Genomic DNA, 13,441 nt, shown 5'->3' with positions numbered 1-13,441 from the left:
ACCTTCGCGGCCCACTACGAGAATCGCCCCACGCACCCCCGCCGGTCGTCGTGCACCGGCGGGCACTTGCCCTGCTCCCCCGGGAGTACCGGCCCCGTCCCGCCCTACTCCGCCGCTACTCCGCCCGATGCCGCGCCGCCCGCCCCGCCCCGCCCCAGCGGCCAGCGGCCTGCGGCTGCCGGGTCAGCGGGCGAGGACGGCGAGGGGGTCGGCGAGGACCGGGGCCCAGGCGAGTTCGGCCGCACCGGCCAGCTCCGAGCGCGGCAGGCAGGCGGGCACGATCGGGATGCACCCGCTGCGCCCCCAGTACGAGCGTTCCTGGACCACCCTCGGCAGCCGGTCCTGATCCGCCGCCAGCAGCGCGCTGTGGAACGCGCCGAGCACCACCCGGTCCGGGTTGAGAATGTTGATCACCCCGGCGATGCCCAGGCCCAGCCGGTCGGTGACGTGCTCCACCCCCGCGCGGGCCTGCCGGTCCCCCGCCGCCGCAGCGGCCAGCACCTCCGCGGTCTGGTCGAACAGCGGGCGTGAGGGGTCGTCCTCGCGTCCGGCCGCGGCCAGCAGCGCGGGCGGGTCGGCCTCGACGTCCAGGCAGCCACGGTTGCCGCAGGGACACCGGCGTCCGTTCGGGTCGACCACCACCTGCCCCACCTCCAGGGCCAGCCCGCCGCTGCCGGTGTGCAGCCTGCCGTCCACCACCAGCGCCCCGCCGACGCCCCGGTGACCGGAGGTCACATAGAGCAGGTGCCGCGCGCCACGCCCCGCGCCGTGGCGGTGTTCGGCCAGCGCGGCCAGGTTGGCGTCATTGGCCAGGTCCACCGGGATGCCCAGCCCGGCTGCCTCGACCTCGTCCTCCAGCAGTCGGCCGATCGGCGTACCGGACGGCCAGTCGAGGTACATGGCCGCGACGGCGATCCGCTCCGGCAGCGCGACCGGGGTGGGGACGGCCAGGCCGAAGCCGACGCAGCGGCGCGGTTCGGCGGCGATCACCCGGGCCGCCTCCGCGACCACCGCGTGCAGCACCCGCTCGGGGGTGGCGCGGTCCGGCAGCGGATGGTCCCGGTGGGCGTGCAGGACACCGCCCAGCCCGGCCACCGCGACGGTGAAGCCGTCCGCGTGGATCTGCGCGGCCAGCACCACCGGCCCGGCCGGGTCGACGCCGAGCCGGTGCGAGGGCCGGCCCCGGGTCCCCCCGGCGGGCCGGGCGTCGACGGTGATCAGGCGGAGCGCCTGCAGCTCGCCGGTGATCGCCCCGGCGGTGGCCCGGGTCACCCCGAGCGCGCCGGTCAGCACGGAGCGGGTCGGCGCCGCGCCGCTGTGGATCAGCGCGAGCGCGGGACCGAGGGCCGCGCGCCCCCGGTCGGGAGTCGTATGGGTAGGCTGCACGCTTCCATTCTGACTTTGTGCCCCAAATAAACAAACCAGCCGTGCGCTTTGACAACGCTCAGTTGAGTGAGTCGGCGGCGTCCGCCGCCTGAAGCACGAGACAGCTCCACCGGACGCCGTCGCGGCCGTGGAGATCGGGACGCTCACTGCGGTGGACCGTCTGCAGGCCGTACGCAGCGCCCAGCTCGGTTGTCTCAGCAGGGGACACGTCGAACATGTGACGGCCATCGGGCACAGGACCGTGGCGGAGATTGACGAAGAACCGGCCACCGGGCACCAGCAACGTGGCGATCCTGGCCATCGCGCGTCGACGCTCCTCGGCGTCCACGTGCATCCACACCGCAGTGGCGAAGACCGCGTCAAACCGGCCTGTGTGCCGGCTCAGCACCAAGTCCGGAAGAACGTCGTCGACCCAGTCAATCCCGCTGTCTGCATGGATGCGCTGTCCATGCGCCCGCAGCTCCGCAGTCGGCTCGACAGCCACGACCCTGTGTCCACGGGCCGCCAGTGCGGCGGCATCGCGCCCGGTCCCTGCGCCCACATCGAGGATGCGCCCGGGCTCGGCAGGAACCAGCTGCAGCACGTCGCCGTGGACGTCGCCGAAGGTGACCTCCTCGTACTGGACCGCCAGCGCGTCCGCCGCCTCGGCATACCCAGCGGTTCCCCTGGCCGGGCCGATGCCGCTCCCGGCGGGGGCCGATTGATCACTCATGGCCGAAGGCTACCGGCCCACTGGTTCTCCGGGACTTGTGTGGGTGGGCCGGGCGCTTCTATCCTGACTTTGTGCCGCAAATAAACAAATCAGTCGTCACGTCCGCCCCACCCCTTCTCACCCGCCTCGCGGCCGGCTGGTCGCCGGCGCGGACCGCGCTGACCGTCTTCTTCGCGCTGGACGGATTCCTCTTCGCCGGCTGGGTCGTCCGGATCCCGGCGATCAAGACAGAGGTGCACGCCTCGGCGGCGCAGCTGGGGCTGGCCCTGCTCTGCGTGTCCTTCGGCGCCCTCGCGGTGATGACCGGCGTCGGCCGGCTCTGCCTGCGGTACGGCAACCATCCGGTCACCGCGGGCGCGGCCGTGCTGCTGAGCGCCTCGGCGGCGCTGCCCCCGCAGGTGCATTCGGTGCTGGGCCTGGGCGGGGTGCTGCTGCTGTTCGGCGCGGGCTACGGGGCGATGAACATCGGCATCAACAGCGCCGCCGTCGACCTGGTCGCGGCGGCACGACGGCCGATCATGCCGTCGTTCCACGCCGCGTACAGCCTGGGCGGACTGATCGGCGCGAGCCTGGGCGGGCTGCTGGCCGGGGTGTTGAGCCCGGCCCGGCACCTGGGCCTGATCGCGGTGTTCGGGCTGGTGGTGACCGTGCTGGCGGGCGTCCCGCTGCTGCGCCACCGGGTCGCGCCCGCGCCGCGCGCCGACCTGGCGCGGGCGGCGGTGGACGATGTCGCGAACGGAACCGCAGCGCCGGCCGGAACGGTGCCCGGTGGGGGCGGCGCGGCCGGTGCCGGGGCCAGGCTCGGGGCACGTGGGCCGCTGCTGCTGGTGCTGCTGCTCGGCGTGGTCGCGCTCTGCGACGCCTATGGCGAGGGGGCGCTCGCGGACTGGGGCACGCTGCACCTGAGTGCCGACCTGCATACCTCGGCCGCCGTCGCCGCCGCCGGATTCGCCACCTACTCGCTGGCCATGACGACGGGTCGGCTGAGCGGCACCCGGCTGGTGGAGCGCTTCGGTCCGACCCGGGTCATGATCACCGGCGCCGGGGTGGCCGGCGCCGGAATGCTGGTCTCGGCGCTCAGTCCCTGGCTGCCGCTGGTGCTGGGCGGGTTCCTGCTGGTCGGGCTCGGCCTGGCGAACATCTTCCCGCTGGCCATCGACCGGGCCGGGGCGCTGGACGGCCCCAAGGGCGTGGCCACGGCGTCGATGCTGGGCTACGGCGGGATGGTGCTGGGGCCGCCGCTGATCGGGTTCCTGGCCCAGGGGGTCGGTCTGCCGAACGCGCTGGTGTCGGTGGCGCTGTTGGCCTGGCTCGCGGGGGTGGCCGCCCTCGCCGTACAGCGGGCCGGCTCCTCGGCCGGCCCCGGCCTGCCACGGCCCGGGGCCGGAGACAGGGCCGGAGACGGAGCCGGACGCACGGGCGGAGTCAGGGCCGAAGGGAGGGCGGATGCCTCGGGTGGTCGTACTCCCTGCGGCAGCACCGCGGACGGTGCGGGTGCGGGGCAGGTCAGCTGACCGGGTCCGGGTCGGGTGCCGTGTCCGCTTCCTCGGTCCTGGGCAGCCGCAGGTCCCAGCCGATCAGCGCGACCAGTTGCTCGTGGGTGATCCCCTCCGGGATCGGCTTGGGCGCGACCGTGCGGATCGGCGGCTGCCAGCCCTCCTCCGGCGTGAACCGGCGTACCACCCGTGCGGGCGCGCCCGCGACGACGCTGTGGTCCGGCACCACGCCCCGGACCACGGAGTTGGCGGCCACCACGACATTGCGGCCGATGGTCGCCCCCGGCAGGATCACCGCGCCGGTCCCGATCCAGCTGCCCGAGCCGATGGACACCGGTTCGTTGCGCGGCCACTGCTTGCCGATCGGCAGGTCCGGGTCGTCGTAGGAGTGGTTCTCGTCGGTGACGTAGACGCCGGGCCCGGTCCAGACGTCGTCGCCGAAGGTGATGGAGTGGTGGCCGACGACATGGCTGTCGCGCCCCAGCACGCAGCCGTTGCCGATGGTCACGATGGGCTCCGGCCCCAGGTCCAGGCCGGGCAGGAATCCGGCCGAGAGGGAGACGCCCTCCCCGATGATGCAGTGCGAACCCAGGTGGATCCACCGCTCGTTGAACACCGACCCGAGCGGGAAGGTCAGCCGGGTGCACTCCCCGATGGCACCGAAGCGCAGCCGGCCCGGCCGCTCGGCGCTGACCGAACCGGTCTCCTGCACCCACTGCCAGCCCCGGTGGACCAGCGTCGTCGCAGCCCGGCGGGCACGGGCCCGTGCGGCGGCGCGTATCTTCTCGGCGAACGGCATCGGCATGCGGACACGGTAACCGGAGTGGACCCGCATCGTTCCGCCGGGGTTACTGACGAGTCACACGTCACTCGAACATGGTCGCGCGTCAGTCGAACAGCGAGCTGTGCAGCGGCAGCCAGGCCGCGCCCGCGCAGCGGTGGGCGACCTCGTCACGGGCGAACCAGTCGGCCTCGGCGCACTCCGACCCCGGATCCGGCTCCGTGGGCAGGCCCCGGTGGTCCAGCCGGGCCAGGTGGAAGGCCATGAACGCCCGTCCGGGATAGCCGTAGTCGGCCGGGGGCGGGCCGAGCAGGGTGATCTGCTGGCCGCCCATCAGCGTCAGCTGCGACGGCTGGAGCCGCAGCCCGGTCTCCTCCGCGAGCTCCCGCACCGCCGCCGCCACCGGCCGTTCCCCCGGGTCGAGGTGCCCGCCGGGCACCTCCCACCCGCGCCCCGGCCGGTCGACCCGGGTCAGCAGGGTGCGCTCCTCGGCGTCCAGGACCAGGGCGAACGCCGTGGTGACGACATGGCTCTTCGGCACCTCGGCGGAGCGCAGCAGGTCCATCCGGTGCGGCGGCCGGATCCAGGGGACGGTCAGGGTGGCGAGCACGGTGGCGGTGGTCATGCTCCGCATCCTGCCAGCCGGAGCCGCTCCCCGGCCGGGCTACTCGGCCCAGTTGGGCGGGCGGCGCTCCAGGAAGGAGAGCATGCCCTCGCGGGCCTCGGCGGAGCCGAAGAGCAGGGCGGACTGCGCCACCATCGACTCGCCGTCGTGTTCAAAGGTGCGCAGCACCTCGCCGGTGACCAGGCGCTTGGTCTCGGCCAGGCCCTGCGGCGAGGCCAGCCGCAGCGCGTCGAGGACGGGGGTCAGCGCGGCGTCCGTGTCCTCCGCGGCCTCCGTCAGCAGGCCGATCCGCTGTGCCTCGGCCGCGTCGAAGACCGAGCCGGTCAGGTACCAGCGGGCGGCGCCGCGCGGGTCGAGCCGGGGCAGCAGGGACAGCGAGATGACGGCGGGGGCGAGGCCGAGCCGTACCTCGGTGAAGGCGAAGGTGGAGCTGGGTCCCGCGACGGCCAGGTCGCAGGCGCCGAGCAGGCCCAGGCCGCCGGCCCGGACATGGCCGTCCACCTTGGCGATGACCGGCTTGGGCAGCTCCACGAGCGCGCGCATCACCGCGACCAGGCGGCGCGGGTTCGCGGTGGCGTCGCCGGAGGTGGCCTCGGAGAGGTCCGCCCCGGCGCAGAAGGTACCGCCGGTGTGGGTGAGCACCACGGCGCGCACCGCCGGATCCTTGCCCGCGTCCGCCAGCCCCTGCTCCAGCTGGGCGACCAGGGTGGAGGAGAGCGCGTTGCGGTTGCGCGGCGAGTCCAGGGTCAGCGTGGCGACGGAGCGCTCCACGCGGTAGTGGACGAGCGGCTCGGTACCGGACATGAGGTGGTGTCCTTCCGGGGCGGGTGCGGGCGGCGAGGGTGTTCGCTGTGCGGCGACGTTACTACCGCTCGCCGCACCGGTGGGCGCCCCGGGGAGATCATGGCCGCGTGGAGTCGATCACAGCCGGCCGGGTCAGCCGAGGTCGCGGCGGCAGAGGGCGGCGAGACCGGTCGCCGCGAGGACCGCGGCCAGGCCGGTGAGCCAGAGCAGCGGCGCAGCCGCGAACTGCGCGCCGGGAAGCCGGGGGATGTGGGTGAACGGCGAGAGGTCGAGCACCCACTGGCCGGCCTTCAGCGCCGGGCCCAGGTACGAGATCAGCAGCAGCACGCTGAGGATCCCCCAGGCCGCCGAGGTCCGGCGCGGCAGCAGACCGATCACCAGGACCGCGCCCGCCGCGATGCACCAGACCGCCGGGAGCTGCGCGGCGGCGGCGCCGACCAGCGACGCGGTGCGGCCGCCGACGTCCCCGAGCAGCACGCCGGCCGCGACGCCGGTGCCGGCCCCGCCGGCGATCAGCAGCACCGCGGATCCGGCCAGCGGATACGCGAGATGGCTGCAGGCCCAGCGGAGCCGGGAGACGGCCGTGGCCAGCAGGGGTTCGGCCCGGCCGTCCGCCTCCTCGCCGCGCAGGCGCAGCGCGGCCTGCACCGCGTAGACCGCGGCGACCATGCCGAGCAGGTTCACCATGGTGGCCAGGTAGGCGTCGACGATGCTCTGCTGACCCCCCATCCGCTGGATGATCTGCTGGATCTGCGCGTTGCCGCCGAACAGGCTGAGCACGCCCTTGGCGAGGCTGCCGAAGACCGCGCCGGAGATCAGCGCGCCCGCGCTCCATCCGTACAGCGATCCGCGCTGCAGCCGCCAGGCCAGCGCCGAGGCGCTGCGCAGCCGGGCGGCGCCGGTGGCCGGGCCCGGACGCTGCGGCAGCAGTCCGGCGCCGAGGTCGCGCCGGGAGACCAGCGCGAAGGCCGCGGCAATCAGCGCGGCGGCGACGACCAGGGCCAGGACGACCACCCACCAGCGGTCGCCCCCGTAGGGGCGGACCTGCTCGGTCCAGCCGAGCGGCGACAGCCGGCTGAGCCAGCCCGGGCCGCCCGGCCCGGCCGCGTCCCCGGCGGCCCGCAGCAGGAAGGCCAGCCCGAGCAGCGCGCCGCAGGCGCCGTTGGCGGCCCGCTCGGTCTCGGTGATCTGGGCCACCACGGCGGCGATCCCGGTGAACACCAGCCCGCTGCAGGCGACGGCGAGACCGAACGCGACGGAGCCCGCCGCGTCCTGGCCGGTCGCGATCATCGCGACCGGGATCAGCAGGGCGACCAGCAGGTTCCCGAGCACGGCCGTGCCCACGGCGGCGGTGAGCGGAGCCCCTCGGCCGACCGCTCCCGCGCCGATCAGCTCCAGACGCCCGGTCTCCTCCTCCGCCCTGCTGTGCCGCACCACCAGCAGGGAACTCATCAGGGCGACGATGACCCCGCCGAAGGCCGCCATCCGCCAGGCCGTCAGACCGCCGATGCCGGTGCCGAAGATCGGGCCGTAGACGGCGCGCAGCGAAGCGCTCTGATTGATGGTGGCGGCGAACACCTCCCGGGACAGCGCGGTGGGGTAGAGCTTTCCGAAGCTGATGCCGGTGACGGCCACGGAACCGACCGCCGCGTACAGCCAGCACGGCAGCATGACCTTGTCGCGGCGCAGCGCGAGGCCGAGTAGCGGTCCTGCGCCGGTGGTCTGACGGGCCAGGACACTCGCTGGACGCGTCACCGCTGTGCTCCTTCCGGCTGCTGCGGGTGCTCCGGCTGGGACTTTTCGGGCTGGGACTTCTCCGGCTGCGGCTGCGCGCGCTCGGGCTCGTAGTGGCGCAGGAAGAGTTCCTCCAGGGTGGGCGGACGGCTGGTCAGCGTCCGGACACCGACCGCGGTGAGGGCGCGGAGCAGCTGGTCCAGGTGGTCGGTGTCGACCTGGCAGCGCAGCCGGGTGCCGCGCAGCTCGACCTCGTGCAGGCCCGGGAGTGCGCCCAGGTCCGGTGGGACGGCGGCGAGTTCGGCCTCGACCGAGGTGCGGGTGAGGTGGCGCATCTCGGCCAGCGTCCCGCTCTCCACGGTGCGGCCGGCCCGGATGATGCTGACCCGGTCGCACAGCGCCTCGACCTCGCTGAGGATGTGGCTGGACAGCAGCACGGTCCGGCCGCGCTCGCGCTCCTCGGCGATGCAGGCGCGGAACACCTCCTCCATCAGCGGGTCGAGGCCGGAGGTGGGTTCGTCCAGCAGCAGCAGTTCCACGTCCGAGGCGAGCGCGGCGACCAGTGCGACCTTCTGCCGGTTGCCCTTGGAGTAGGCACGGCCCTTCTTGGTCGGGTCCAGCTCGAAGCGCTCCAGCAGCGCGGCGCGGCGGTTGGCGTCCAGGCCGCCGCGCAGCCGTCCGAGCAGGTCGATGGTCTCGCCGCCGGTGAGGTTGCGCCACAGCGTGACGTCGCCGGGGACGTAGGCGAGCCGCCGGTGCAGCGCGACGTTGTCGCGCCAGGGGTCACCGTCCAGCAGCCGGGCCTCGCCGGAGTCGGCCCGGATCAGGCCGAGCAGCACCCGGATGGTGGTGGACTTCCCAGCGCCGTTGGGGCCGAGGAAGCCGTGAACCTCGCCCTGGGAGACGGACAGGTCGAGCCCGTCGAGAGCACGGGTCCGGCCGAAGGTCTTCACCAGGCCGGACACCGAGATGGCCGTTGTCATAGGAGGGAATCTACGCCGACCGCCAGGGTGTCCGGCAGGCTGTGGACCGCCGACGGTCCTGCCCCTCCGGGTGACTCAGCCCAGCCAGCCGGGCCGCACCAGGCCTGACTCGTAGGCCAGCACCACCAGTTGGGCCCGGTCCCGGGCTCCGAGTTTCACCATCGCCCTGCTGACGTGGGTCTTCGCCGTGAGCGGGCTGACCACCAGGCGCCCGGCGATCTCGCTGTTGGTCAGCCCGAGGCCGACCAGCGCCACCACCTCGCGCTCCCGTTCGGTCAGCCGGGCCAGCGGGGCCGACTCCTCCGGCTCCTTGGAGCGCGCGGCGAACTCGGAGATCAGCCGCCGGGTCACCCCCGGTGACAGCAGCCCGTCGCCGTTGTGGACGGCGCGCACCGCGCGGACCAGTTCGGCCGGCTCGGTGTCCTTCACCAGGAAGCCCGCCGCGCCCGAGCGCAGCGCCTCGAAGACGTACTCGTCCAGCTCGAAGGTGGTCAGCACGACGATGCGCACCGCTGCCAGGACCGGGTCCTCGGTGATCATCCGGGTGGCGGCGAGGCCGTCCAGCTCGGGCATCCGAATGTCCATCAGCACGACGTCGGGCACGAGCTGGCGGGCCAGCGCGACGGCGGCCCTGCCGTCGTCCGCCTCGCCGACCACGGTGACGTCCGGCTGGGCGTCGAGCAGCGAACGGAATCCGGCGCGAACCAGCACCTGGTCGTCGGCGAGCAGGACGCGGATCGTCATCGGGGCTCCGTAGGGTGTCTAGTCGGCATCGTCCCGCCGCTCATTCTGCTCCTGCGTGGGTGGCGCGGGGGTGAGCGGGATCTCGGCGTGGACCAGGAAGCCGTCGCCGTCCGGGCCGGCGGTGACCTCGCCACCGAGGGCGGCGACCCGCTCCCGCATCCCGGTCAGCCCGCTGCCCGACCCCCCGGCGCGCGGACCCCCGGTCACCGACAGCGGCCCCGGGTCGCGGACCTCCAGCGTCAGCCCGGTGCTCCGGTAGGCCACCCGGACCTCCGCGGTGCGCGCCGAGGAGTGCCGGATGACATTGGTCAGCGCCTCCTGCACGATCCGGAACGCGGCGAGCTCGACGCCGGTCGGCAGTGCCCTGGGCCTGCCGTCGGTACCGAGGGTGACCTGCAGCCCGGCGGCGCGGGCCTGCTGCACCAGCTCGCCGAGCCGGTCCAGGCCGGGCGCCGGGGCTCGCGGGGCACCTCGACCGGGCGCCCGCAGCGTCCCCAGCACCTGGCGGACCTCTCCCAGCGCGTCCTTGCTGGTCTGCTTGATCGTGGTGAGCGCGGTACGGGCCTGTTCCGGGTCGCCGTCGAGCAGTTCCAGCGCCACCCCGGCCTGAACGTTGATCAGCGAGATGCTGTGCGCCAGCACGTCGTGCAGTTCCCTCGCGATGGCGAGGCGCTGCTCGTCCGCGATGCGCTGATCACGCTCGGCCCACACCTGGCGCCACTGCTCGCGCTGCTCGATCCGGGCCCTGATCACCTCGGCGGCCAGCACGACGGCCGCGAGCCAGGCGAGCAGCCCGAGTTCGTCGGGCCAGTGGAAGCTCCCGTTGGTCAGCGCGAGCAGCAGGTGGGTCAGGTAGAGCACGGCCATGGTCAGCCAGGCGCCCCTGCGGTACCCGGCCATCACGGCCCCGACGAAGGCGACCACCACGCTGAGGAAGATCGGCCCGAACGCGTAGCCGACGTACAGGTAGACCACGGCGACCGCGGTGGTTCCGATGCACACCGGCAGCGGCCAGCGGCGCCGGAACAGCAGCAGCGCCGGGCCGAGCACCAGCAGCGCGTAGCCGAGGGCGTCCAGCTGGTGCCGGTCGAGCTGGGTGCGCTGCGCCGCATGGGTGCCGACCAGCTGCACAACGGCCACGCCCAGGGCGAGGAACGGCCGGGCCCGCCGCCGCAGCGGGCGGGCCCCGCCGAACTCGATGCCGCGGGCTCGGGGATGCCTCATGCCTGCACGGTAGGTCAACGGCGGCCGCCGTCGCGTCGGCCGGGCGCGGTGGATCTCCGTACTCCACCCGTAGTAGCCCCGGCCGGACCCCTGTCGCGAGCGACCGGGTACCTGACCGCCGGGGTCCTGACCGGGTGCGTGGCCGGGACGCCTGGCCGCGGCGGTCGGTGTCCGCTCAGTGCCTGGTGAGCAGGTCGATGGTCTGCCGGCCCAGACCGTGCTCGCGGCTGAGCCCGGCGAAGGTGGTGTGGCCCTGGGTGACCCGGGCGAAGGCCTGCCAGGCCGGGCGCAGGCCGAGCGCCGCGAAGTGGAAGGCCCGCGGGCGGCGCTCGAACGCCGTCATCAGCTGCCGTCCGGTGCGCATCTCCTGGCCGAGGTCGGCCTTGATCGCGAAGCTGTAGTCCAGCGCCTGACGGCGCACCTCGGTGTCGTCGGCGGCCCGGGCGACCCTGACCGCCGACTCGCCCGCCAGCCGTCCGGAGCGCAGGGCGTAGGAGATTCCTTCACGGGTCCACGGCTCCAGCAGCCCCGCGGCGTCGCCGGCGACCAGCACCCGGCCCTTGGCCAGCGGCGACTCCTCCGATCGGCAGCGGGTGAGGTGGCCGGACTCGATGGACGGGGTGAACCCGGACAGGCCCAGGCGGGCGATGAAGTCCCGGAGGTAGGTCCGGGTCTCCGCGCCCTTGCCGCGGGCGGCGATGACGCCCACGGTGAGGCTGTCGCCCTTGGGGAACACCCAGCCGTAGGAGCCGGGGATCGCCCCGCCCCAGTCCAGCAGCACCCGCCCGGCCCAGGCGGCGGCGACCTCGGGCGGCACCGGGATCTCCGCCTCCAGGCCGAGGTCGACCTGATCGAAGCTGACGCCGACATGGTTGCCGATCCGGCCGGCGCTGCCGTCCGCGCCGACCACCGCGCGGGCCTGGACGGTGCGTCCGTCCTGCAGCGTGAGCACCGCCCCGTCGGCGTCGTTGCGCTGGACCCCGGTGACGGTGACCCCGGTGGCCAGCACCGCACCGGCCTTCTCCGCGCACTGGACCAGCCGCTGGTCGAACTCGTCCCGGTTGACCAGGCCGAAGAGCATCCGCTTGGAGCGGCGGGTGCGCTGGAACCGGCCGTCCAGGGCGAAGGTGATGGCGAACACCCGGTCCTTCAGCGGCAGGACGAAACCGGGCGGCAGCGCGTCCCGGGACGGGCCGATGATGCCGCCGCCGCAGGTCTTGTAGCGGGGCGGCGCCGCCTTGTCGAGCAGCAGCACCCGTACCCCGTCCCCCCCGGACGCGGCGGCGGCGTAGGCGGCCGAGGCGCCGGCCGGCCCGGCACCGACCACCACGACGTCCCAGACGCCGTCCAGTTCGTGGGTGCTCAGTTCGTCGGCGGCGAAGTCGTCGGCAGCGGGGTCGTCGGTGCCGGGCTGTTCGGCGGCGAGCTGGTCGGCGCCGTGCGGGTCGGCCGGTACGTCGTCACGGGAGGTCGAACCGCCGCTGGGATCCTGGGTCTGCGTCACGGTTCCTCATACTAGAGCGACCGGCTGAGAACGATCACGATCCGGTCCGCCCCCGCGTCGCGCCGGGGTCGGCGCGGGGCTCTGCCGCCGGCCGTCGGCGGCCTGCGGCCGGGTGCTGACGGCGTCGGCGGGGAGGCTGCGCTCCAGGCGGAGCAGTATCGCGCCGCCGACCAGGGCCGCGGCGGCGACCACCAGCCACGGCAGTCGGCCGTCCAGCGCGAGCAGGAGCGTGAACAGCGACGGCGCAAGTGCGTTGGCGAGCGACCAGGAGAGCTGATAGGCCGCCAGGTACCTGCCCCGCAGCGGCTGCGGGGCGGCGGACTGGGCGAGCGCGCCGGCGGCGGGGCTGTGCACCAGCTCGCCGACGGTGGCGAGGACCACGGCCGCGAGCAGACCCGTCATCAGCAGCGGGACGCTGTGCGGTCGGACCGTGCCCAGGACGGCCTGGCCGAGGAAGGCCGCGGCGAACAGCCCGGCACCGGCGGCGGCGGCGCGGTTGCGGGTGCTGAAGCGACGGCGGGCCAGCGCGGCGGCCGGGATGCCGAGGGTGGCGCACAGGGCGGTGTTGACGGCGAAGGTGACACCGGTGAGGGACTGCGGCAGGTGCAGCCAGCTGCTCGCGTACACCGGGAGCAGCACGGCCAGGGAGGCGTAGCCCAGGGCGATCAGGAGATTGGCGGTGGTGAGCGCGAGGTACGGGCCGTCCCTGAGGACCAGGCGGTACCCGCCGCCGCGTTGCGGCCGGGCGGTACCCGGCCCGGCCGCTGCTCCGAGGGCGGTGGCGGCGGCCGGGATGCGCGAGGCGAGCAGGCCCGCGATCAGGAAGCTGGCGGCGTTGAGCCAGGCGGCGACGAGGTACCCGGTGTCGCCGGCCGTGGCGATGAGCAGAGAGGCGAGCAGGGTGCCCGCACCCAGTCCGGCATTGCTGAGGCTGCGGGTCAGCGCCTGCATCCGCTCGCGGTCCGCGCCCCCGACCAGCTCGGCGATCCTGGCCTGCTGGACGGCGGGGAAGGCGCGGGTGCCGATCGCGGTGACCAGTGCGATGGCCGCGAACACCGGCAGGCTGGTGGCCAGGGGGTAGCAGGCGAAGCCGAGGCCTCGGACGACGTAGAGCGCGAGCTGCATCTGCCGCGCCCCGAAGCGGTCGACCGCCGCACCCGCCATCGGCAGCACGGTCATTCCCAGCAGCCCGGTGACGGTCAGCACCAGGCCGATGAGTGGCAGCGACAGTCCGGTGACGTGCCGGAAGAACACCAGGCTGAACGGCACGTACATGCCGGAGCCCAGGGCGTCGACGGTGATCCCGGCGACGAGGGCACGTTCCCCGGGGAAGCGGGGGCGGGAGACGGACATGCGGGCTCCAACGAGTCGCGGCGGCCAGAGTGGGCTTGCGCTGATTAACTTAGCACTAAGCTACTTAGCCACAAGTGGCTTCTCGCTAAGTTGCT

12 protein-coding genes are annotated in these 13,441 nt (G+C 74.1%); 1 reads left to right on the top strand and 11 read right to left on the bottom strand.

Annotated elements, in window-relative coordinates; all coding sequences use genetic code 11:
• Positions 1-183: 183 nt before the first annotated feature.
• Together ABH925_RS29205 and ABH925_RS29200 are read right to left on the bottom strand one after the other, a co-directional pair.
• Positions 184-1,386: an ROK family protein gene (locus ABH925_RS29205; RefSeq protein WP_370152673.1), complete on the bottom strand. Its 1,203-nt coding sequence runs from the start codon at positions 1,384-1,386 to the stop codon at positions 184-186.
• 58 nt (positions 1,387-1,444) lie between these two features.
• Positions 1,445-2,098: a class I SAM-dependent methyltransferase gene (locus ABH925_RS29200; RefSeq protein WP_370152671.1), complete on the bottom strand. Its 654-nt coding sequence runs from the start codon at positions 2,096-2,098 to the stop codon at positions 1,445-1,447.
• Positions 2,099-2,169: 71 nt separating this feature from the next.
• Between ABH925_RS29200 and ABH925_RS29195 the strand changes: the two genes are divergently transcribed.
• Positions 2,170-3,612: an MFS transporter gene (locus ABH925_RS29195; RefSeq protein WP_370152669.1), complete on the top strand. Its 1,443-nt coding sequence runs from the start codon at positions 2,170-2,172 to the stop codon at positions 3,610-3,612.
• On the opposite strand, the gene ABH925_RS29190 is transcribed toward ABH925_RS29195, so the two are convergent.
• The 9 genes from ABH925_RS29190 to ABH925_RS29150 all read right to left on the bottom strand — a co-directional run bounded on the left by ABH925_RS29190 (position 3,605) and on the right by ABH925_RS29150 (position 13,346).
• Positions 3,605-4,393, bottom strand: a complete 789-nt coding sequence (locus tag ABH925_RS29190; protein WP_370152738.1) for a DapH/DapD/GlmU-related protein — start codon at positions 4,391-4,393, stop codon at positions 3,605-3,607. The two genes, ABH925_RS29195 and ABH925_RS29190, sit on opposite strands and share 8 nt — an antisense overlap.
• Before the next feature lie 88 nt (positions 4,394-4,481).
• The gene (locus tag ABH925_RS29185) at positions 4,482-5,000 is read right to left on the bottom strand and encodes an NUDIX hydrolase (RefSeq protein WP_370152667.1); all 519 of its coding nucleotides are present in this window, start codon (positions 4,998-5,000) and stop codon (positions 4,482-4,484) included.
• 39 nt (positions 5,001-5,039) lie between these two features.
• Positions 5,040-5,804: an enoyl-CoA hydratase family protein gene (locus tag ABH925_RS29180; protein ID WP_370152666.1), complete on the bottom strand. Its 765-nt coding sequence runs from the start codon at positions 5,802-5,804 to the stop codon at positions 5,040-5,042.
• 132 nt (positions 5,805-5,936) lie between these two features.
• The gene (locus ABH925_RS29175; RefSeq protein WP_370152664.1) at positions 5,937-7,559 is read right to left on the bottom strand and encodes an ABC transporter permease; all 1,623 of its coding nucleotides are present in this window, start codon (positions 7,557-7,559) and stop codon (positions 5,937-5,939) included.
• Positions 7,556-8,521 carry an ATP-binding cassette domain-containing protein gene (locus tag ABH925_RS29170; RefSeq protein ID WP_370152662.1) on the bottom strand — a complete coding sequence of 322 codons (966 nt, stop codon included), beginning with the start codon at positions 8,519-8,521 and terminating at the stop codon, positions 7,556-7,558. Before ABH925_RS29170 ends, ABH925_RS29175 begins: the two co-directional genes overlap by 4 nt.
• Before the next feature lie 75 nt (positions 8,522-8,596).
• Positions 8,597-9,265 (bottom strand): response regulator, encoded by a 669-nt coding sequence (locus ABH925_RS29165; protein WP_370152660.1) that lies wholly within the window; start codon positions 9,263-9,265, stop codon positions 8,597-8,599.
• Between the two features lie 18 nt (positions 9,266-9,283).
• The gene (locus ABH925_RS29160; RefSeq protein ID WP_370152658.1) at positions 9,284-10,489 is read right to left on the bottom strand and encodes a sensor histidine kinase; all 1,206 of its coding nucleotides are present in this window, start codon (positions 10,487-10,489) and stop codon (positions 9,284-9,286) included.
• A 175-nt stretch (positions 10,490-10,664) separates the two neighbouring features.
• On the bottom strand, positions 10,665-11,855 hold the full coding sequence (locus ABH925_RS29155) for a geranylgeranyl reductase family protein (protein WP_370152737.1): 1,191 nt from the start codon (positions 11,853-11,855) through the stop codon (positions 10,665-10,667).
• A gap of 144 nt (positions 11,856-11,999) precedes the next feature.
• Positions 12,000-13,346, bottom strand: coding sequence for an MFS transporter (locus tag ABH925_RS29150; RefSeq protein ID WP_370152657.1), 1,347 nt, complete (start codon positions 13,344-13,346; stop codon positions 12,000-12,002).
• Positions 13,347-13,441: the final 95 nt, after the last annotated feature.

The sequence above is a fragment of the Streptacidiphilus sp. EB129 genome, from assembly GCF_041262645.1.
Classification (GTDB): domain Bacteria; phylum Actinomycetota; class Actinomycetes; order Streptomycetales; family Streptomycetaceae; genus Streptacidiphilus.
This window is presented reverse-complemented; position numbering and strand designations above follow the sequence as displayed.